The sequence below is a fragment of the Stenotrophomonas sp. YJH_SMC_73 genome, from assembly GCF_059370155.1.
Window position 1 is genome coordinate 186,902 of the sequence record NZ_JCAFTJ010000007.1, and the last position, 20,421, is coordinate 207,322.

The window sequence follows — 20,421 nt, forward strand, 5'->3', positions numbered from 1 at the left end:
GCGAAAGGTCAATCCTGCTTCAACAGCTCGACCAGCTGGCGCAGGCGATAGGGCTTGGGCAGGAACTCCACCTGCTCCGGCAGCGGCGGCAGCTGCGAGCGCGCATAGCCGGAGGACAGGATCATGCGTGCCTGCGGCTGTTCGCGGGCGACGTGCTCGCTCAGTTCGATGCCGGACATGCCGTTGGGCATGCTGACATCGCTGAACACCACGTCAAAACGCGCCTCGCCCTTGAGCAGCTCCGCCGCCTCGTGGCCATCGGCGGTGGTGGCGACCTCGATGCCGAAATCGCGCAGGGCCAGGCCGATCATCTCGCGCAGATCGTTCTGGTCCTCCACCATCAGTACGCGGATCGGTTCATCGGTCATGGGTTGCTTCCTCTGATGCGGGTAACAGCAGGCTTACCGTCGTGCCGACACCGGGCGTGGTGGACACATCGACGAAGCCGCCGCTCTGGGTAGTGAATCCGAACACCTGGCTCAGGCCCAGGCCGCTGCCCTTGCCGATGTCCTTGGTGGTGAAGAAGGGCTCGCTGGCGCGCTCGGCGATGTCGGCCGCCATGCCATGGCCTTCGTCACAGACGCTGAGGGTGACATAGCCGCGTTGCAGCGTAGTGTCCGCATCCGGGTCGAGCCGATGTTCCAGCGCGGTGCCGATCAGGATGCGCCCGCCATCGATGGTGGCCTCCACGGCATTTGCCACCAGGTTGGCCAGGGCAGCCTGCAGCTGCATCGCGTCGGTGCACACCTGCGGCAGGCCCGGCGTGAGGCAGGCGTCCAGCGTCACCGTGGGTGGGCAGGCGCGCTGCAGGCCCGGCAGCCATTGCTGTACCAGCGTGTTGATGTCCAGCGGTTCGCGGATCAAGGTCTGGCCCGTGCTGAAGGCCAGCAGCTGGCGGGTCAGCAGGGCGCCGCGGTCGGTGGCCGCCTGCGCAGCGTCCAGCAGCTCGGCGGCGCGTGCATCGTCACCGCGGACGCGTAGCGACAGCAGGTCCAGTGCGTTGCCGATGGTGGTCAGCAGGTTGTTGAACTCGTGCGACAGGCCGCGGCTGAGCCGGCCGACCGTCTCGAACTGCTGGGTGTTGCGCAGCGCACGCTGGGCATCGCGCAGCAGTCGCTGTGCCTGCCATTGCTCGGTGATGTCGCGGGTGATCTTGACGAAGCCAAGCAGTTCGCCCGCTTCAACGACCGGCTCGATGACCACGCTGGCGCGGAACGAGGAGCCGTCGCGGCGTACCCGCCAGCCCTCGCTGGCAACATGGCCCTGCTGCGCCGCGAGGCGGAGCAGGCGCTGCGGTTCGCCGGCCTCGCGCTCGGTGGCCAGGTAGAATCGACCGAAGTGCGTACCCACCACTTCATCGGCTGAATAGCCCTTGATGCGCTCGGCGCCCGGGTTCCAGCTGCAGACGATGCCTTCAGGATCAAGCAGGTACAGCGCATGGTCGCGCACGCTGTCGATCAGCAATCGCAGTTGTCGGGAAGGGTCCGTCAGCACGGACGTCGTAGAGGCAGCTGCGTCCACGTGTAGATAAGTGTTACCCCTGTGAGGGACGTGAAGCTAGGCATTCAAGTGTGAAGGATGCGTGCACACCTGACACGTGCCATTTGTCCTGTGCGGCTGAATGCGACACGGAGTACCATCTTCCACCCTTTGCCTTCTGGAACCGACCTGCATGCGTCCTGGTGCGACTACGCGTGACCGCTGGATCTGGATGACCTCTGCCGTATTGCTGGCGGCGACCATCGCGCTGGAACTGGTGGTACCGCTGGGATACGCGGTCTGGCTGGCCTATTTCCTGGCCGTGGGCGTCACGGTGTTCCAGCGCAGTGCGCGCGCGCCGTTCGTGGTCGCGATGATCGCCTGTGTCCTGCTGGTGATCGGCTTCAACGTGGCGCCCGCCAGCAACAACTCGTCGTTCTCGTTCGTCAACCGCACCATCGGTGGCTGCGCCTTCCTGATGATCGCGCTGATCGTCTCGCGCGCCATCCAGGCCCGCCGCCAGGCCATGCGCGCGCTCTGGCTGCAGGAGGCCGAGAACGCGGTGGCGTCGAGCCTGCGCGGTGACCTGGGGCCGGAGCAGATCGCCGAGGCGGCTGCGACGAGCCTGGCCGGGCAGCTGGACGCGGAGGTCGGTGCGGTCTATCGGCTGGAAGGCGGACGGCTGCAGCTGACCGGTGGCATGGCGCTGCCTTCGGGCGCGCCGGCCTCGCTGGCCCTGCACGAAGGGCTGGCCGGGCAGGTCGCTCGTGATGAACGGATCCGCCACCTGCATGGCGACGATGCCGCCGTGCTTGAACTGCAGACCAGCCTGGGCCGGCTGCCGGTGCGCGAGCGCATCCTGGCGCCGCTCAGCAGCGATGGTGCCGTGGTCGGCATCATCGAACTGGGCCGCGCCCGGGTCGGTGAACAGCGTGATCTGGATCGCGAGCTGCTGGAGCGCTGTGCCGAGACCATCGGCCTGGCGCTGCGCGCATCGCTGTTGCGTGCGCAACTGGTGGTGCTGCTGGAAGAGTCGCAGCGCCAGGGCGAGGAGCTGCAGGCCCAGCAGGAAGAGCTGCGCGTGGCCAACGAGGAGCTGGAAGAGCAGAGCCGCAGCCTGCTGCAGTCGCAGAGCCACCTGGAAGAACAGCAGGCCGAGCTGGAACAGAGCAACGTGCAGCTGGAAGAGCGCACCCACGAGCTGGAGGCGCAGAAGCAGGCGCTGCTGGTCGCGCAGAGCCAGCTGGTGCGCAACAGCAACGAACTGGCCGCGACGTCGCGCTACAAGTCCGAGTTCCTGGCCAACATGTCGCACGAACTGCGCACGCCGCTGAACAGCTCGCTGATCCTGGCCAAGCTGCTGGCCGACAACAAGGACGGCACGCTCACCGAAGAACAGGTGAAGTACGCCCGTGCGATCCTCTCGTCCAACAACGATCTGTTGGCACTGATCAACGACATCCTCGACCTGTCGCGCATCGAGGCCGGCCATGTCGAACTGTCCGATGAAGTGGTGGTGGTCGACAGCGCGCTGCAGCGCCTGCGCGAGACCTTCGAGCCGATGGCGCGGCAGAAGGGCCTGGCCCTGCAGATCGAAGCCGATGCGCTGGCACCGAGCCAGCTGGTGGTCGACAGCCAGCGGCTGCAGCAGATCCTGAAGAACCTGCTGGCCAACGCGGTGAAGTTCACCGAGCACGGAAAGGTCAGCCTCCACGTGCGTGCGGCCGGCAATGGCCGCATCCGGTTCGAGGTCTGCGACACCGGCATCGGCATCGCCCGCGAGCAGCTGGACGTCATCTTTGAAGCCTTCCGCCAGGCCGACGGCAGCACCCGCCGTCGCTACGGCGGTACCGGCCTGGGCCTGTCGATCTCGCGCGATCTGGCCGAGCGCATGGGCGGCCGCATCCAGGTCGACAGCGAGCCCGGGCGCGGCAGCTGCTTCATCCTGGAGCTGCCATTGCAGGGCGCCCCCGCGGCGAGCGCAGCCGAGGCTGCCGAGGCCCCCGTGGCAGTGCCGGCGCCGGCACGGACACCGGCCGTGCTGCCGCCGGCGCCGGTGCGCGCTGCCACTGCGTCGGCGCCGGCCACTGCGTCGGCCGGCGTGGCCGACGACCGCGGCCGCCGCCAGCGCGCCGGGCGCCTGATCCTGGCGGTCGAGGACGATGCCACGTTCGCCGAAGCACTGGTGGCCCTGGCCCATGAACTGGACTTCGACTGCGTGGTGGCGGGTACGGCGGAAGAAGCGCTGACACTTGCCAGTGAGCTGCGTCCAAACGGCATCCTGCTTGATATCGGCCTGCCGGACGTGTCGGGCCTGAGCGTGCTGGAGCGCCTGAAGCGCAACCCCGAAACCCGCCACATCCCGGTGCATGTGGTCTCGGCAACGGACCGCAGCCAGGTGGCGCGCGAGCTGGGCGCGATCGGCTTCGCGATCAAGCCGACCACGCGCGAGCGGCTGGTGACGGCCATCGAGCAGCTGGAACAGACCAGCCAGCGCGACGTGCGGCGCCTGCTGATCGTCGAGGACGACAGCGAGCTGCGCAGCAACCTGGAACTGCTGCTGGGCCGCGACCAGCTGCAGATCGTCGCGGTGGGCACCCTGGCCGATGCACTGGAACAGCTCAGCACGGTCACGTTCGACTGCATGGTGATGGACCTGTCGCTGCCCGACGGCAGCGGCTACGACCTGCTTGAACACATGGCCGGCAACGATGAGGTCGGTTTCCCGCCGGTGATCGTCTACACCGGCCGCGCGCTCAGCCGCGAGGAAGAGCAGCGCCTGCGCCGCTATTCCAAGAGCATCATCATCAAGGGTGCGCGTTCGCCGGAACGCCTGCTGGATGAAGTGACCCTGTTCCTGCACAGCGTCGAGGCCAGCCTGCCGACCGACCAGCAGCGCCTGCTGCGCGAAGCGCGCCGTCGCGACACCGTGCTCGATGGCCGTACCGTGCTGCTGGCCGAAGACGATGTCCGCAACATCTTCGCGCTGTCCAGCGTGCTCGAACCGCTCGGCGTCACGCTGGAGATCGCGCGCAATGGCCAGGAAGCGGTGGATCGCCTGGCCGAGCGCGAGGTCGATCTGGTGCTGATGGACATCATGATGCCGGAGAAGGATGGGCTGGCCGCGATGCGCGAGATCCGCGCACAGCGCCACCTGCAGGACCTGCCGATCATCGCGCTGACCGCCAAGGCCATGCCGGACGACCGTGAGCGATGCCTGCAGGCCGGTGCCAACGATTACATCGCCAAGCCCATCGATGTCGACAAGCTGGTCTCGCTGTGCCGTGTCTGGTGCTCGCGGCAATGAACGAGCAGGCGCTGTTCGACCTGGAACTGAAGGTGCTGCTGGAAGCGCTGTACCAGCGCTACCACTACGACTTCCGCAGCTACGCGGTATCGTCGCTGCGGCGGCGCATCCGCCAGGCCATGCAGCGCTACGAGTGCGAGCGGCTGGCCGACCTGCAGCACCGCCTGCTGCACGAGCCGGACCTGTTCGCGCAGGCGATGCAGTTCTTCACAGTGCAGGTGTCGGAGATGTTCCGTGACCCGGCCTATTTCCGTGAGCTGCGCGAGCAGGTGGTGCCGGTGCTGCGCACCTATCCCTCGGTGAAGCTGTGGGTGGCTGGCTGCAGTACGGGCGAGGAAGTGTGGTCACTGGCGATCCTGCTGCACGAGGAAGACCTGCTCGAGCGCAGCATCGTTTACGCCACCGACATCAATCCGGCAGCGCTGGCCACCGCCGAAGCCGGCGCCTATGGCATCGACCGCATGGCCCAGTTCAGCCGCAACTACCTGGCGGCCGGCGGCACCGCTTCGCTCTCCGACTACTACGCCACGGCCTACGATGGCGCGGTGTTCAACCGCCAGCTGCGCCGCAACGTGGTGTTCGCCGACCACAGCCTGGCCACCGACACCGTGTTCTCCGAAGTGCACCTGGTGTCGTGCCGCAACGTGCTGATCTATTTCAACCGCGACCTGCAGGATCGCGCGGTGGGCCTGTTCCGTGATGCGCTGGTGCATCGCGGCTTCCTTGGCCTGGGCAGCAAGGAGTCGCTGCAGTTCGGGCGCCACCACGGTGCGTTCGAGGTCTGTTCGCGCGAGCATCGCCTGTACCGGAAAGTCGCCTGATGAGCCTGCCGATACGACCGGCCGTGCTGGTGATCGGGGCCTCTGCGGGTGGGGTCGCAGCGCTGCAGACGGTGCTTGGCGCGCTGCCTGCGGCACTGCCGGCGCCGGTGCTGGCAGTGCTGCACCTGCCACGCGATCGCAGCAGCCGCATCGCCGAAGTGCTGGCGCCGTACTGCGCGCTGCCGGTGCGCGAGGCCGAAGACAAGCAGCCGCTGCAGCCTGGCACGGTGACCTTTGCGCCACCGGACTATCACCTGCTGGTGGAAGACGCCGGTTCGCTGGCGCTGTCGGTGGACGCCCCGGTGCTGTTTTCTCGCCCGGCCATCGATCCGCTGTTCGAGTCGGCGGCAGCGGTGTTCGGCGCGCAGGTGCTGGCCCTGCTGCTGACCGGTGCCAGCAGTGATGGCAGCGAAGGCGTGGCCGCCGTGCGCGCCGCTGGTGGCCGCGCCTGGCTGCAATGTCCCGAGGAGGCCGAGGCATCGATGATGCCGGCCTCCGCCCTGCAGCACGCTGGCGCCGATGCCGTGCTGCCCCTTGAACTGATGTGCCGTCGCCTGAAGGAGTTGTTTGCATGAACCTGTTGCCACCGGACCCTGCGCAGTCGCAGACCCCGGTCAACCTGCTGATCGTCGATGACGTGCCGCAGAACCTGGTAGCCATGCAGGCGCTGCTGCAGCGCGAGGGCGTGAACCTGCTGCTTGCGGGCTCGGGTGCGCAGGCGCTGGAGCTGCTGCTGGAGCACGAGGTGGCGCTGGCATTGCTGGATGTGCACATGCCGGAGATCGATGGTTTCACCCTGGCCGAGCTGATGCGCGGTTCGCACCGCAGCCGCGATGTGCCGATCATCTTCCTGACCGCCTCGCCGGATGACCCGGTGCGTGCCTTCAAGGGCTACGAAACCGGTGCGGTCGATTTCCTGCACAAGCCGGTCGCACCGCAGGTGATCCTGAGCAAGGTCAACGTCTTCATCGAGCTCTACCAGCAGCGCCAGCTGCTGAAGGCGCGCAACGAGGCGCTGGAACGTTCGCTCAAGCTCAACGAGACGATGGCGGCCGTGCTCACCCATGACCTGCGCACGCCGCTGTCGGCGATCCTGCTGTGTGCCGACAAGCTGGCGCTGGAGCTTCCAGAGGACAATGCCGGTGCGCAGCAGACCCTGAAGCACCTGGAAGCCAGCACCCTGCGCATGGCGCGGATGGTCGAGCAGCTGCTGGACTTTTCGCGGATCCGCAGCGGCGGCCTGCGCCTGCAGGCAAGTGCCTGCGATCTTGCGGAAGTGACGCGTGCCGTGGTGGCCGAAGCGGGCAGCGCCCACGGCCACGCACGGGTGCATCTCGACATGCAGGGCGATACCCGCCTGCAGGGTGATCTGGATCGGCTTGGCCAGGTCGCCGCGAACCTGGTCGGCAACGCGCTTACCCATGGCAGCGAGGCGAGGGTGGAGGTGGACGGCCGCGATCCGCGCAGCGTGCTGCTGCGGGTAAGCAACGCCGGGCGGATCGACGACGCGCTGCTGCCGCGATTGTTCGAGCCGTTCAAGGCCAGTTTCCACCCCAGCAATGGCCTGGGGCTGGGCCTGTACATCGTTGATCAGTTCGTCCGCGCGCACGGCGGCCACATCGGCGCGCGCAACGAGGCGGGGCAGGTGGTGTTCGAGGCGACGCTGCCACGGCGCTCTGAAAGCCCGGCAACGGCGGCCAGCTGAATCCTTCAGCAAGCGACGCCTGGATCTGAGACGGGCTCGTCCGCAACTGCTACCGTGGCGGCAGATATTGCCAAGGAAGCACCATGCCACTGCGTGCGATCGCCTATGTCAGCCGGGCGCTGCCGGATCTCTCCGCTCGACGGCTGCAGGCGCTGGTCGACGATGCGGCCCGCTTCAACAAGATGGCCGGCGTGACCGGCGTGCTGCTGCACGACGGCGGGCGTTTCCTGCAGTACATCGAAGGGCCGCCGGATGGCATCGGTTCGGTCTACGAACGCATCCTGCAGGCCGGCAGCCATATCGACATCATTGAACTGGCGCGCGGCCGCCTGGGCCAGCGCCAGTTTCCGTACTGGTCGATGCGCGCGCTGCCGGTGGAGGAGGCGCTGTTGCGCCAGCTGTCATCCAGTGACTGGTCGGGCTTTACCCGTACGCTGCAGGGTGATCGCTCCGCGCCGACGCCGGTGGACCTGCTCGACAAGGTTGTGCAGCCAGCACTACACGCCGGCTGAGCGTCAGCCCGAGGTGCCGCCGCCGCAATAGGCGGCATGCAGCGCCTGCAGCACGCCCAATGCGGGCCCTTCCTGCATGCGGTAGTGGATGGCCTGTGCTTCGCGCCGGGTCGCCACGATGTCCATATCGCGCAGCACAGCCAGGTGCTGCGACAGCGCGGACGCACTCAATCCGGTCAGCGCCTGCAGCTCCGGTACCGGCGCTTCGCCTTCGACCAGGCGGCACAGCACGCGCAAGCGGGCAGGATGGGCCAGGCGCTTGAGCAGGGCAGCGGCCTGCGCGGCGTGCTTGGCCATCGCGGCACTGTCGAGCGGGGTGCTGGGCATGGTTGACCTTTTTGTTTAGACGTGTCTAATTTAGACAAATCTAAATAAAAGGGCAATCCCATGAAGGGCGTGAATGAGGGCAGGGCATGAACCTGCCGTGGACTGCGGTGGCCGGCGGTGGGTTGATCGGCGCCGCCGCAGTGCTGTTGCTCGCCACCCTCGGGCGTGTGGCCGGTATCAGCGGGATCGCCGCAGGCAGCCTGCGCGCAGCGGAAGGCGAGCGCGGATGGCGCTGGGCGTTCCTGTCTGGCCTGCTCGCGGCGGCCGGGCTGGTGCTGTGGTGGCAGTCGCTGCCCGAAGCGTTGCCGCGGGTACAGTTGCGCGATGCCTTGCCTGCCTGGCAGTTGATCGGCGCCGGCCTGCTGGTGGGCTTCGGCACCCGCTTGGGCAGTGGCTGTACCAGTGGTCACGGCGTCTGTGGCATGGCTCGCGGCTCGAAGCGCTCGCTGCTGGCGGTGCTGGTGTTCATGGCCTGCGCGATGCTGACGACGTTCCTCATCCGCCACGGCGGAGGCCTGGCATGAGCCGCGCGACAGGGGCCGCGGCAGCGGCGGGTGCGCTGTTCGGTGCGGGGCTGGCGCTTTCGGGGATGACCGACGCGCGCCGTGTGCTCGGCTTCCTCGACATTGCGGGTGATTTCGATCCCACCCTGGTGTGGGTGCTGGGCTCGGCGCTGCTGGTCAGTGCGGTCGGCCAGCGCTGGGTGCTGCGCCGCGCGCAGCCGTGGTTCGCGGTGCGCTTCCAGTTGCCCAGTGCGCGTGATGTCGATGCGCGCCTGCTGCTGGGCGCCGCACTGTTCGGTATCGGCTGGGGATGGGCTGGCTATTGCCCGGGACCGGCCATCGCCGGGCTGGCAGTCGCATCGCGTGAAGCGCTGTGGTTCGTGCCTGCGATGCTTGCAGGTTTCTGGCTGCACGATCGGGTCGTACGCTGAGGCTTCACCCCTGTGTCACCCTGCGTGCGGTCAGATCCGGGGTTCACGGGGAAAGGAGCACAACGACATGGTACGGATGAAGTGGACGGGCAGGGCAATGCTGGCGGTCGCACTGGCCGCTGCGGTGGCACCGGCGCTGGCCTGCACGCGCGCGGTGTACCTGGGTGACAACGGTGATGTGATCACCGCACGCTCGATGGACTGGAAGGTCGACGTGGCCACCAATCTCTACGTGCTACCGCGCGGCATCGCGCGCACCGGCCAGGCCGGACCGAAGTCGCTGGCCTGGACAGCGCGCTATGGTTCGGTGGTGGCCACCGGCTACGACGTGTCGACCACCGATGGCATGAACGAGAAGGGCCTGGTGGCCAACCTGCTGTGGCTGGTCGAATCGGAGTATCCGCAGCAGCGCGGCAACAAGCCGGGACTGGCGATTTCGCTGTGGGCGCAGTATGTGCTGGACAATTTCGCGACCGTGGACGAGGCGGTGGCGGCGCTGAAGCGTGAGCCGTACTCGATCGTCACCGACAAGGTGCCGGGCGAGGACCGCCAGGCAACGCTGCATCTGTCGCTGTCCGACGCGAGCGGCGACAGTGCCATCGTCGAGTACATCGGGGGGCGCCAGGTGATCCACCATGACCGGCGCTACCAGGTGATGACCAACTCGCCGATCTTCGAGCAGCAGCTGGCACTCAACAGCTACTGGCAGCAGATCGGTGGCACGGTGATGCTGCCAGGTACCAACCGCTCGTCCGACCGCTTCGCGCGTGCGTCGTTCTACATCAATGCCATTCCCAAGGCCGAGGACCCGGTGGAAGCGCTGGCCAGCGTGTTCAGCGTGATCCGCAATGCGTCGGTGCCGTATGGCATCACCACGCCGGGCGAGCCGAACATCTCATCGACGCGCTGGCGCACGGTGGCCGACCACAAGCGGCGGTTGTACTTCTTCGAATCGGCGCTGACCCCCAACACCTTCTGGATCGATCTGAACAAGGTCGATTTCGGCGGCCAGGTGCTCAAGCTCGACCTTGGCAAGGACCAGCGCAACACGTTCGCCGGCGATGCATTGGGTCACTTCGTACCCAGTGCACCGTTCGCCTTCCTCGGCGTGGACGGCTAGCGCGAGGCCTGGTCCGGCGCGTCCTTCGGATAGACCGCCAGCACGCTGCAGCCCGGGCGGGCGAAGCGCGGCGTGCTGGCGCGCATGTCGCCGGGGATTCCGGACGGCGTCTCCACGATGCGATCGCCCGGATTGCCACAGATCAGGCCGTTCTGGAAACCGGACTGGAATTCCACCGAGGTCGCCCCGGCCAGGATCGAGCAGCTGCCGGCCAGTTCGACGCGGTAGTAGCGATTGCCGCCATTGCGGCGCGGATTGGTCTCCACCACCACGCCTTGCGGATCCTCGTTCCAGCTGCGCACATGGCGGGTGGCGAAGCAGAACGCTGGCGAGGCCTGGAAGGTATGGCGCGGGCTGCTGCCGCCACGGCTGGGCTTGCCTGTGGCGGTCACGTTCACCGGCGGCAGGGTGGCCGCGTACAGGCGGCTGCTCTGGCGAGCGGTGCTGGCGAACTCCCGGTTGTCGATGGGGGTGACACTGCCGACGCCGCAGCGGCGGCCATCCACCATCACCTGTTCACTGGGGCGGCCGCAGGCCCAGCCCGAAGGCGCCTCCAGCCGCAGTGCGCTGGCTTCGTTGACACCCGGGCAGGCTGCGCTGAAGTCGATGCGGAAGGCCTGGCCCCTGCCATCACGGACCGCGATGGCGGTCGGTGTCTCCTGCTCGACCTGGCGTACGTCACGTGCGTCCAGGCAGTGCGGTGCAGGTGCGATGCGCTCGGCGGCCGATGGCGCGGATGGCGCCTGGGCCAGGGCGGCCAGGGGTAAGGCGCTGGCCAGTGCCAGCGGAAGCAATCGGATCATGCTGTTCATCCTGCCATCCCTGCGTCTGTAACTGGCTGGAACATAGCATGGCCGGTGCCGGGGCCGCGTTGCAGGGAAATGCCAGCACGCGCACACTCGTCATATGGGCGCGATCTTCCACCTGCGGCACTACGGCCAGGCCACCGGCCTGGACCGTCATGACTACGCGCAGTGGGTGCTGCCGCTGCAGGGCGAACTGCAGTTCGAGATGCAAGGCCGCGGTGGTCGCTTGGACCTGCTGCAGGGGGCCTTCGTCGCGGCTGGCGAAGCACACGACCAGATGGCCGATGGCCCGAATGCTTTCGTGATCGTCGACTGCCCCCCGGGTGTGCTCGATGACGGTACCCAGGAACACCTGTGCCGCCAGCGCTGGCTGCATCTGCCACTGGCGCTGCGACAGCGCCTGGCGCAGGTGTGTGAGGGCCAGGCACTGCCGGCCCTGTTGCCGCAGCTGCTCCAGGTGTTCGCACCGGCGGGCAGTGGTGCGCGCCTGCAGGGCCTGTGCGCGGCGGTGCAGGTTGATCCGGGCCAGGCGTGGCCGGTAGCACGCATGGCCGCCTTCGTCGGTGTCAGCGAAAGCCGGTTGCATGCGCTGTTCCAGCGGGAGTTCGGGCTGAGCCCGCAGGCCTGGCTCAGTGCAAGCCGGTTGCGTTGGGCCAAGCACCAACTGCGTACCAGTGCGGCGCCGATCAGCGATATCGCGCTGGCGGCAGGCTATTCCGAGCAGAGTGCACTGACCCGTGCGCTGCGTCGTGAGTGCGGGCAGACGCCGGCCGCCTGGCGCAGGGGCGCCATCTGACCTGTAGAGCCGAGCCCACGCTCGGCTGCCCTTATCTGCACAGCGGCCAATCGCAGCCGAGCATTGGCTCGGCTCTACAGAGATGACAAGGCAATAGCCTCGGTCAAGAGGGCGCCACTGGTGAGCGCTTACACTGCGCGGCCCGTTCTCTTCCCCCGAAGAACCCGAATGCGCAACAACCCGATGGCCCTGGGCATCGCCAATGGCGTTGCCGCTGGCGCGCTGTGGGGCGTGGTCTTTCTCGCCCCCGCCGTGCTGCAGTCGTTCAATGCCCTGCAACTGTCCGCCGGTCGCTACCTGGTCTATGGCCTGATTGCCATCGCTCTGCTGCTGCCGCGCTGGAAGCGGCTGGCACCGCGGCTGGGCCGCGCCGAATGGTTCGGGCTGCTGTGGCTGAGCCTGGCCGGCAACCTGGTGTACTTCCTGCTGCTGGCCACGGCGGTGCAGTGGGCCGGTGGCGCGGCGGCGTCATTGATTGTCGGCCTGATTCCGGTGGTGGTCACTGTGGTTGGCGTGCGCGAGCAGGGCGCGGTGCCGTTGAAGCAGCTGCTGCCGGCGCTGGGCCTGTGCGTGCTCGGCGTGGCGCTGGTGGGCTGGGAAGCATTGATGTCCGAACACCTCGCAACACCGTGGCGGCAGCGCCTGATCGGCCTGCTCTGTGCGTTCGGCGCGCTGTTCTCGTGGGCGCTGTACTCGATCGGCAACAGTCGTTGGCTGGCGCGCCTGCCGGACCTGTCCAGCCACGACTGGTCGTTGCTGACCGGCGTCACCACTGGCGGCCTGGCCCTGCTGCTGGTGCCGATGGCCTTCATCGGCCACAGCGGTACCCGCACCGCGGCGCAGTGGAGTGGCTTCTGGGCGATCAGCGCCGGCGTGGCAGTGGTGGCCTCGATCCTCGGCAACGCGTTCTGGAACCGTGCCAGCCGCCTGCTGCCATTGACCCTGACCGGGCAGATGATTGTGTTCGAGACGCTGTTCGCGCTGGCGTATGCCTTCGCCTGGCAGCAGCGCTGGCCCTCGCTGCTGGAGGCGCTGGCGATCGTGTTCCTGTTGGCCGGCGTGATGCTGTGCGCGCATGCCCATCGCTCGCCACGGGCGATCGCCGAACATGCAGGCTGAATGTGGGCGTCAAGCGCGCTGATGCCGGCTTGGTCTCAGATGCAACCAAATGCCGGCACGTTGGCCGATGATCGCCGCAATGATTTTTTGCATCGCAGCACTTGACAGCGGACCGGCGCACAGTGTTTTCTGTGCGTCATGGTCCTTGATGCCGCCCACGCCAGCCTGATCGCCCCCGCCATTGCGGGCCGTCCGACTGCGCCGGTCGCCACCACCACCATTACCACCACCACCGTCACCACTGCCCTGGTGCGGTCCGTCGTCTTCGTGTAACTCCCGAAAACCACGGCCCCGCACCATCCAGGTGGCGGGGAAACTCGACACCTGCATGCGACGGGGCCTCCTACCGAGGTCTGCATGTCTTCCCACGCCCCCGCCCATCCCGTTGCCCCGGCCGATCTGGCTGCACCGTCCACTGTCGTGCACAAGTTCGGCGGCACCTCGGTGGCCGATGCCGAACGCTATCGCCATGTTGCCGGCCTGCTGCTGGCCCGTCCTGAGTCGCTGCAGGTCACTGTCGTCTCGGCGATGAAGGGGGTCACCGACGCGCTGATCGATCTGGCGCAGCTGGCGGCAAAGGGTGACCAGGGTTGGCGCGAGGCCTGGCATGCCCTGCGCGCGCGCCACCGTGGCGCCGCCGTGGCGCTGCTGGGCGAGCAGGTCGGCGAGACGGTCGAATGGATCGACGCCCGCTTCGATCAGCTGGCCGAAGTGCTGGCGGCGCTGGCGGTGATCGGCGAGCTGCCGCGCGAGGTGCTGGACCGCGTGCAGGGCCTGGGCGAAGTGTTCTCCGCGCAGCTGCTCGGCACCCACCTGCGTGCCTTGGGCGAAGACTGTGCGGTGCTCGATGCGCGCGATGTGCTGGTGGTCGGGCATGGCGAGCTGGGCGTCGATGTCGACTGGGAAGCCAGCGCCGACCGCCTCGCGCAATGGCGCCTGCAGCATCCGCAGCCGCGCCTGGTCGCCACCGGTTTCGTCGCGCGTGACCGTGATGACCGCATCACCACCCTGGGCCGCAACGGCAGTGACTACTCCGGCGCGATCTTCGCCGCGCTGTTCAATGCCGATGAACTGCACATCTGGACCGACGTCGACGGCGTGCTGTCAGCCGACCCGCGGCTGGTACCCGAAGCCGTGCAGCTCGAATCGCTCAGCTACGACGAGGCCTGCGAACTGGCTTACTTCGGCGCCAAAGTGGTGCACCCGCAGACGATGTCGCCGGCGATCCGCCTGGGCCTGCCGATCTTCATCCGCAATACGTTCCAACCGGCGCATCCGGGTACGCGCATCAGTGCCGAGCGCTCGCCGCGTGGGCCGGTAAAGGGCCTGACCCTGAGCCCGGGCCTGGCCCTGTTGAACCTGGAAGGCACCGGCCTGATCGGCGTGCCAGGCACTGCAGAGCGCGTATTCGCTGCCCTGCGCCAGGCGCAGGTGTCGGTGGTGATGATCTCGCAGGGTTCGTCGGAACATTCGATCTGCTGCGTGGTGCGCGCCGCCGAAGCTGCACGTGGCCGCGAGGCGCTGCTGCATGCGTTTGCGCATGAGCTGTCGGTGGGCCAGGTGCAGCGCGTGCAGGTCAGCGAGGGCGTCAGCGTTCTGGCGGCGGTGGGCGACGGCATGGCCGGTCAACCTGGCGTGGCGGCGCGCCTGTTCGAGGCGCTGGGCCGCGCGCAGGTGAACATCCTGGCAATCGCGCAGGGCTCGTCCGAGCGCAACATTTCGGTGGCGGTGGACAGTGCCAATGCCACCCGCGCCCTGCGCGCCGCGCATGCCGGCTTCTGGCTGTCGCCGCAGACCTTCGCGGTGGGTGTGATCGGGCCTGGCAACGTCGGTGCCGCGCTGCTGGACCAGCTGCTGGCCGCGCGCCCGCAGTTGCTGGCCAAGGCCAATGTCGACCTGCGCCTGCGCGCACTGGCCTCGCGTTCGCGCATGCGGCTGGATGCGGATGGGCTGCATGCCGACTGGCGCGAAGCCCTTCAGCAGGCGGGTGAGCCCAGCGATCTGGATCGCTTCACCGAACACCTGCTGGCCGCGCACCTGCCGCATGCGGTGGTGATCGACTGCAGTGGCAGTGCCGAGGTGGCCGAGCGCTATGAGGGCTGGCTGGCAGCCGGCATCCACGTGGTCACCCCGAACAAACAGGCCGGCGCCGGGCCGCTGCCGCGCTACCAGCGCATCCGCGCCGCGGCGGCGGCCAGTGGTGCGCGTTTCCGCTACGAGGCCACGGTGGGCGCGGGCCTGCCGGTGATCACCACGCTGCGTGACCTGGTCGATACCGGTGACGAGGTGCTGGCCATCGAAGGCATCTTCTCCGGCACGCTGGCCTGGCTGTTCAACCGCTTCGATGGCAGCCAGCCGTTCTCGCAGCTGGTCGCGCAGGCGCGGTCGATGGGCTACACCGAGCCGGACCCGCGTGACGATCTTTCGGGCGTGGACGTGGCGCGCAAGCTGGTGATCCTGGCCCGCGAAGCCGGCCACGCGCTCAGTCTTGAGCAGGTGGAAGTGGAAAGCCTGGTGCCGGCGCTGCTGCGCGAGGGCAGCGTGGATGACTTCATGGCGCGGCTGGGCGAGTCCGACGCCAGCCTGCTGCAACGCCTGCAGGATGCGCGGGCGCGTGGTGCGGTGCTGCGCTATGTGGCACAGCTGGGTGCCGACGGCGCCTCGGTGGGGCTGCAGGAACTGCCGGCCGATCATGCCTTCGCCAACCTGCGGCTGACCGACAACGTGGTGCAGTTCCGCACCCGTCGCTACTGCGACAACCCGTTGGTGGTGCAGGGGCCGGGTGCGGGTCCGGAGGTGACGGCAGCGGGTGTGTTCGCGGACCTGCTGCGGGTCGCCGCCGGTGAAGGAGCGCGGCTGTGATCGCACGTGCGTTCGCGCCTGCCTCGGTGGCCAACGTGGCAGTGGGCTTTGACATTCTCGGCCATGCCATTGCCGGTATCGGCGATACCGTGAGCGTGCGCCGCATCGACGAGCCGGTGGTGCGGATCGATGCGATCCGTGGCAGTGCCGTCGCGCTGCCACTGGACGCCGCCGGCAACACCGCCGGGGCTGCGCTGATGTCGCTGCGCGAAGGCCTGGGCCTGGATTTCGGTTTCGCGGTCGAGATCGACAAGGGCATCCCGTTCGGTTCCGGCATGGGCGGTTCGGCAGCGTCGAGTGTCGCGGCGCTGGTCGCCGCCAATGCGCTGCTGCAGGCCCCGTTGCCGCGCGAAGCGCTGTACCCCTACGCGCTGGACGGTGAGGCGGTGGCCAGTGGTGGCCGTCACGGTGACAACGTCGGCCCGCTGCTGCTGGGTGGCCTGGCGCTGTGCACGGCCGATCGCCTGTTGCCGGTCCCGGTGCCTGCCAGCTGGCACAGCCTGCTGGTGCATCCGCACGCGGTGCTGGAAACGCGCCGTGCCCGCCAGGCCCTGCAGGGCAGCTATGCGCTGGGCGAGTTCGTGGCCCAGAGCGCGAACCTCGCGCTGGTGCTCAGTGGTTGCCATCTCAGTGATGCGACGCTGGTACGCGCGGGACTGCGCGACGTGCTGGTCGAACCGCGACGGGCCGGATTGATTGCCGGCTTCGAGGCCGCCCGTGATGCAGCGCTGTCGGCCCATGCAATGGGCGCGGGCATCTCCGGTGCCGGACCCAGTGTGTTCGCCTGGTTCGAGGATGCCGACCAGGCCCGTGCCGCCGTGGCGCCGGTGCAGGCAGCGTTCGCTGCGGCCGGCTTCGACAGTGACGCCTGGGTATCGCCGCTGGATGCGCCGGGAGCCCGGCTGTGCTGAATCCTTCCCCTTCTCTGGAAACCGATCCCATGCAATTTGTTTCGACCCGCGGCCAGTCGCCCGCCGTTGGCCTCAGCGCGGCGATCGCCGCCGGATTGGCGCCCGATGGCGGGCTGTATGTTCCCGCGCATCTGCCGGCCGCGCGCGAGCTGCAGGCCGGGGCGACCCTGGCCGATTCCGCCGCCGATCTGCTGGCACCGTTCTTTGCGGGCGATGCACTCGAGACTGCGCTTCCGGCGATCTGCCGCGGAGCGTTCGACTTCCCGGTGCCGCTGCGTGCACTCGGCGAGGGTGACCACGTGCTGGAGCTGTTCCATGGGCCGACGGCGGCATTCAAGGATATCGGCGCGCGCTTCCTGGCCGGTACGCTGTCGCGCCTGCAGGGCGGCGAGGATCGCGATCTGACGATCGTCGTCGCCACGTCCGGCGATACGGGTGCCGCCGTTGCGGCGGCCTTCCATCGCCAGCCGGGCGTGCGCGTGGTGGTGCTGTATCCGGAGGGTCGCGTGTCTCCGCGCCAGGCGCATCAGCTCGGTTGTTTCGGCGACAACATCCAGGCCCTGCGCGTGACGGGCGCATTCGACGATTGCCAGGCGATGGTCAAGCAGGCGCTGGCCGACCGCGAACTGCAGGCGCAGGTGCCGGTGAGCTCGGCCAACAGCATCAGCCTGGGCCGACTGCTGCCGCAGATGAGCTACTACGCGCATGCAGCGTTGACCCACTACGCCGCGCATCGTCGCCGGCTCAACCTGGTGGTGCCGACCGGCAATCTGGGCAACGCGATGGCGGCCGTGCTGGCGCGCGCGCTGGGCGTGCCGATCGGCCAGGTCGTGCTGGCCACCAATGCCAATGCCGTGCTGCCGGCGTACTTCAATGGTGGCGACTACCAGCCGCAGGCCAGTGTGGCGACGGTGGCCAATGCAATGGACGTGGGTGCGCCGAGCAACTTCGAGCGACTGCGCTGGCTCTACCACGGCGACGACGCAGAGCTGCGTGCAGCTTTCCGCGCGTTCGCGGTGGATGACGTGACCATCCGCGCGACGATTGCCGCAGCGCATGCCAGCCGCGGCGAGCTGTTCTGCCCGCACACGGCGACGGCGGTGAAGGTGCTGCAGGATCTGCGCGCGCGCGGTGCCAAGGGCGACTGGGCGGCGGTGGCTACGGCGCATCCAGCCAAGTTCGAGGCTGTGGTCGAGCCGCTGATCGGCGAAACGGTGGCGGTGCCACCTGCGCTGGATGCCTTGCTGCAGCGACCGGCGCACGCCGAACCATTGGCGGCAGATTACGCGGCCTTGCGCGAGGTGTTGCTGCGTTGATCGCAGATGGAGGCGGTTGCCGGCCAGCGGCCGGCACTACCCGTGTTGCATCCTTCCGGTAGTGCCGGCCGCTGGCCGGCAACCCAACCAACCGCGATACGGTCAGATCAACCCTTCACCGGCCAGCGTGCGCAGCCCATCCTCGTCGAGGATCTCCACCACGTTCAGGTGGGGCAGGGCGATCAGCCCCTGCTGGCGCAGCTTGGTGAAGGTGCGGCTGACCGTTTCCATGGTCAGGCCCAGATGGTCGGCGATATCGCCGCGGCCCATCGGCAGCGACACGCGCAGGCCGTCGCCCCCCAGCTTGGCCTCGCGCGCGGCCAGGCGCAGCAGGAAATCGGCCAGCTTCTCGGCCGGCTGCAGGCGTGCCAGCGCCAGCGCAGCATCCTGTGCGGCATCCAGTTCCTGGCAGGCGCGCTGCAGCAGCTTGCGCTCCAGGTGCGGGAAGCGGCTGCGCAGGGCCTTCATCTGTGGCAGCGCGACACGGCACACGCGGCTGTCGGCGATGGCCTCGATGTCGTAGCGATGGTGGTCGCTGCCGCTCAGGCCCAGGTAGTCGCCGGGCAGCACGAAACCGTTGATCTGGCGCCGGCCGTCGGCCAGGGTGCGCACCAGACGCAGTGCGCCGGCGGTCAATGTATAGACATGGTCGCGCTCTTCGCCGGTGCGTGCCAGCGTGCTGCCCATGCTGACCTGCTGCGAGACGGTGACCTTTTCCAGCGCCTGCACTTCGTCTGGCGACAGCGCCGAGCACACCGCAAGGTGCCGAACCGAGCAGTGCAGGCAGTCCAGCGTGGTGCAGGACGGCGAGGCGGGATCGTTGGTGGCGGGCGGAGCGCCGGAAGGCCGTGACATGTTGCGGGGGGCGTATCGCGGGCGGGGAGGGCCTTATGATACTTCAAGCGGCCGTTCGACCCTGCCGGAGGCGGGGGCGCTAGAATGTTGCCCCCTCCCACGTCCCGTTCCAGCAGGAGTTCCGCCCGTGATCAAGCCCCGTACCCCGCCCGGCACCCTTGAGCTGCTGCCGCGCGAGCAGATTGCGTTCCAGCGCATGCTGGACGTCATCCGCCGCAACTACGAGCGCTTCGGGTTCCTGCCGGTGGAGACGCCGGTGTTCGAGCTGTCCGACGTGCTGCTGACCAAGTCCGGTGGTGAGACCGAGCGCCAGGTGTATTTCGTGCAGTCCACCGGCGCGCTGGCCAACGCGGCCGAGTCGGGCGACCGTTCGCTGCCGGAAATGGCGCTGCGCTTCGACCTGACCGTGCCGCTGGCACGCTACGTGGCCGAGCACGAACACGAACTGACCTTCCCGTTCCGCCGTTACCAGATGCAGCGCGTGTACCGCGGCGAGCGTGCCCAGCGCGGTCGTTTCCGCGAGTTCTACCAGTGCGATATCGACGTGATCGGCAAGGACAGCCTGAGCGTGCGGTACGACGCTGAAGTGCTGGCGGTCATCCATGCGGTGTTCTCGGAACTGCGCATCGGTGACTTCAGCATCCAGCTGAACAACCGCAAGCTGATGCGCGGCTTCTTCGAGAGCCTGGGCGTGGCTGAAGGCGAGCGCCAGCTGGCGGTGCTGCGCGAAGTGGACAAGCTGGACAAGCGTGGCGCCGATTACGTTCGCGAGACGCTGGTGGGCGAGGGCTTCAACATCCCGGCAGAACAGGTCGAGAAGATCCTGGCCTTCGTCGCTGTGCGTTCGCAGGGCCATGCCGATGCGCTGGCGCAGCTGGCCACGCTGGAAGCCGACGCCGGTTCTTCGGAGATCCTGCGTAGCGGCGTCGCCGAACTGCGCGAAGTGCTGCAGCTGGTGCAGGCGCTGGGCGTGCCGGAAACCGCGTACTGCCTGAACTTCTCCATTGCGCGCGGCCTGGACTATTACACCGGCACCGTCTACGAGACCACGCTGACCGACCACCCGCAGATCGGCTCGATCTGTTCGGGCGGCCGTTACGAAGACCTGGCCAGCCACTACAGCAAGTCGAAGCTGCCGGGCGTGGGTATCTCCATCGGCCTGTCGCGCCTGTTCTGGCAGCTGCGCGAGGCGGGCCTGATCGACGGCATCGAAGCCAGCAGCGTGCAGGCGCTGGTGGCGCTGATGGACGAGCAGGGCATGCCGCAGTCGCTGGACATCGCGCGCCGCCTGCGCGCCGGTGGCATCAATACCGAAGTGCAGATGGAGCCGAAGAAGATCGGCAAGCAGTTTCAGTACGCGGCCAAGGCCGGCATCCGCTTCGTGGTGCTGGCGGGTGAAGACGAGCTCGCGCGCGGCGTGGTGGCGGTGAAGGACCTGCTGCGTGAACAGCAGTTCGAAGTGTCGCGCGACGAGCTGGCCAGCACCCTGCTGGTGGAGCTGGAGCAGTCCAGGGCGATGGTGTGAAGCCGGCCGTCGCAGGGGTACTCACC

20 protein-coding genes are annotated in these 20,421 nt (G+C 68.0%); 14 read left to right on the forward strand and 6 right to left on the reverse strand.

The window, feature by feature from the left end; translation table 11 throughout:
• Positions 1-8 precede the first annotated feature (8 nt).
• Both AC5P8R_RS13345 and AC5P8R_RS13350 read right to left on the reverse strand, forming a co-directional pair.
• Complete coding sequence (locus tag AC5P8R_RS13345; RefSeq protein ID WP_014646927.1) at positions 9-368, reverse strand: response regulator; 360 nt, start codon at positions 366-368, stop codon at positions 9-11.
• The gene (locus AC5P8R_RS13350) at positions 358-1,521 is read right to left on the reverse strand and encodes a two-component system sensor histidine kinase NtrB (RefSeq protein WP_401730139.1); all 1,164 of its coding nucleotides are present in this window, start codon (positions 1,519-1,521) and stop codon (positions 358-360) included. Before AC5P8R_RS13350 ends, AC5P8R_RS13345 begins: the two co-directional genes overlap by 11 nt.
• A 151-nt stretch (positions 1,522-1,672) precedes the next feature.
• Between AC5P8R_RS13350 and AC5P8R_RS13355 the strand changes: the two genes are divergently transcribed.
• From AC5P8R_RS13355 to AC5P8R_RS13375, 5 genes are all read left to right on the forward strand, one after another.
• Positions 1,673-4,786, forward strand: a complete 3,114-nt coding sequence (locus AC5P8R_RS13355) for a response regulator (protein WP_495223524.1) — start codon at positions 1,673-1,675, stop codon at positions 4,784-4,786.
• Positions 4,783-5,607 (forward strand): CheR family methyltransferase, encoded by an 825-nt coding sequence (locus AC5P8R_RS13360; RefSeq protein WP_075076806.1) that lies wholly within the window; start codon positions 4,783-4,785, stop codon positions 5,605-5,607. Before AC5P8R_RS13355 ends, AC5P8R_RS13360 begins: the two co-directional genes overlap by 4 nt.
• The gene (locus AC5P8R_RS13365; protein ID WP_046430340.1) at positions 5,607-6,182 is read left to right on the forward strand and encodes a chemotaxis protein CheB; all 576 of its coding nucleotides are present in this window, start codon (positions 5,607-5,609) and stop codon (positions 6,180-6,182) included. The genes AC5P8R_RS13360 and AC5P8R_RS13365 overlap by 1 nt, the downstream gene beginning before the upstream one ends.
• On the forward strand, positions 6,179-7,312 hold the full coding sequence (locus AC5P8R_RS13370) for a hybrid sensor histidine kinase/response regulator (RefSeq protein ID WP_032957670.1): 1,134 nt from the start codon (positions 6,179-6,181) through the stop codon (positions 7,310-7,312). The genes AC5P8R_RS13365 and AC5P8R_RS13370 overlap by 4 nt, the downstream gene beginning before the upstream one ends.
• Before the next feature lie 83 nt (positions 7,313-7,395).
• Entirely contained in the window at positions 7,396-7,824 is a 429-nt protein-coding gene (locus tag AC5P8R_RS13375) for a BLUF domain-containing protein (RefSeq protein WP_134966678.1), read from the forward strand.
• Positions 7,825-7,827: 3 nt separating this feature from the next.
• Here the strand turns inward: AC5P8R_RS13375 and AC5P8R_RS13380 are convergent, their stop codons facing one another.
• Positions 7,828-8,151, reverse strand: a complete 324-nt coding sequence (locus AC5P8R_RS13380) for an ArsR/SmtB family transcription factor (protein ID WP_032957672.1) — start codon at positions 8,149-8,151, stop codon at positions 7,828-7,830.
• 86 nt (positions 8,152-8,237) lie between these two features.
• Between AC5P8R_RS13380 and AC5P8R_RS13385 the strand changes: the two genes are divergently transcribed.
• The 3 genes from AC5P8R_RS13385 to AC5P8R_RS13395 all read left to right on the forward strand — a co-directional run bounded on the left by AC5P8R_RS13385 (position 8,238) and on the right by AC5P8R_RS13395 (position 10,205).
• The gene (locus AC5P8R_RS13385) at positions 8,238-8,675 is read left to right on the forward strand and encodes a YeeE/YedE family protein (protein ID WP_049440812.1); all 438 of its coding nucleotides are present in this window, start codon (positions 8,238-8,240) and stop codon (positions 8,673-8,675) included.
• Positions 8,672-9,085, forward strand: coding sequence for a DUF6691 family protein (locus tag AC5P8R_RS13390; protein WP_014646936.1), 414 nt, complete (start codon positions 8,672-8,674; stop codon positions 9,083-9,085). The genes AC5P8R_RS13385 and AC5P8R_RS13390 overlap by 4 nt, the downstream gene beginning before the upstream one ends.
• Positions 9,086-9,152: 67 nt before the next feature.
• Complete coding sequence (locus AC5P8R_RS13395; protein ID WP_014646937.1) at positions 9,153-10,205, forward strand: linear amide C-N hydrolase; 1,053 nt, start codon at positions 9,153-9,155, stop codon at positions 10,203-10,205.
• Here AC5P8R_RS13395 and AC5P8R_RS13400 read toward each other — a convergent pair.
• Positions 10,202-11,008, reverse strand: a complete 807-nt coding sequence (locus AC5P8R_RS13400) for a DUF6491 family protein (RefSeq protein WP_049406516.1) — start codon at positions 11,006-11,008, stop codon at positions 10,202-10,204. The two genes, AC5P8R_RS13395 and AC5P8R_RS13400, sit on opposite strands and share 4 nt — an antisense overlap.
• A 103-nt stretch (positions 11,009-11,111) precedes the next feature.
• Here AC5P8R_RS13400 and AC5P8R_RS13405 point away from each other — a divergent pair, with 103 nt between their 5' ends.
• Together AC5P8R_RS13405 and AC5P8R_RS13410 are read left to right on the forward strand one after the other, a co-directional pair.
• Complete coding sequence (locus AC5P8R_RS13405) at positions 11,112-11,807, forward strand: helix-turn-helix transcriptional regulator (RefSeq protein ID WP_014646939.1); 696 nt, start codon at positions 11,112-11,114, stop codon at positions 11,805-11,807.
• A 168-nt stretch (positions 11,808-11,975) separates the two neighbouring features.
• The gene (locus AC5P8R_RS13410; protein WP_495223527.1) at positions 11,976-12,926 is read left to right on the forward strand and encodes a DMT family transporter; all 951 of its coding nucleotides are present in this window, start codon (positions 11,976-11,978) and stop codon (positions 12,924-12,926) included.
• A 9-nt stretch (positions 12,927-12,935) separates the two neighbouring features.
• On the opposite strand, the gene AC5P8R_RS13415 is transcribed toward AC5P8R_RS13410, so the two are convergent.
• Complete coding sequence (locus tag AC5P8R_RS13415) at positions 12,936-13,256, reverse strand: hypothetical protein (protein WP_495223528.1); 321 nt, start codon at positions 13,254-13,256, stop codon at positions 12,936-12,938.
• A 27-nt stretch (positions 13,257-13,283) separates the two neighbouring features.
• Between AC5P8R_RS13415 and thrA the strand changes: the two genes are divergently transcribed.
• The 3 genes from thrA to thrC are packed head-to-tail and all read left to right on the forward strand — an operon-like array spanning position 13,284 to position 18,015.
• A complete protein-coding gene (gene thrA / locus AC5P8R_RS13420) occupies positions 13,284-15,788 on the forward strand; it encodes a bifunctional aspartate kinase/homoserine dehydrogenase I (RefSeq protein WP_197620999.1) in 2,505 nt (834 codons plus the stop codon).
• Positions 15,785-16,699 carry a homoserine kinase gene (locus tag AC5P8R_RS13425; RefSeq protein WP_495223529.1) on the forward strand — a complete coding sequence of 305 codons (915 nt, stop codon included), beginning with the start codon at positions 15,785-15,787 and terminating at the stop codon, positions 16,697-16,699. Before thrA ends, AC5P8R_RS13425 begins: the two co-directional genes overlap by 4 nt.
• Before the next feature lie 29 nt (positions 16,700-16,728).
• Entirely contained in the window at positions 16,729-18,015 is a 1,287-nt protein-coding gene (thrC, locus tag AC5P8R_RS13430; RefSeq protein ID WP_495223530.1) for a threonine synthase, read from the forward strand.
• 102 nt (positions 18,016-18,117) lie between these two features.
• On the opposite strand, the gene AC5P8R_RS13435 is transcribed toward thrC, so the two are convergent.
• Positions 18,118-18,870 carry a Crp/Fnr family transcriptional regulator gene (locus AC5P8R_RS13435; RefSeq protein WP_495223531.1) on the reverse strand — a complete coding sequence of 251 codons (753 nt, stop codon included), beginning with the start codon at positions 18,868-18,870 and terminating at the stop codon, positions 18,118-18,120.
• A gap of 127 nt (positions 18,871-18,997) precedes the next feature.
• Between AC5P8R_RS13435 and hisS the strand changes: the two genes are divergently transcribed.
• Positions 18,998-20,395 (forward strand): histidine--tRNA ligase, encoded by a 1,398-nt coding sequence (hisS, locus tag AC5P8R_RS13440; protein ID WP_014646945.1) that lies wholly within the window; start codon positions 18,998-19,000, stop codon positions 20,393-20,395.
• The last annotated feature ends 26 nt before the right edge of the window (positions 20,396-20,421 follow it).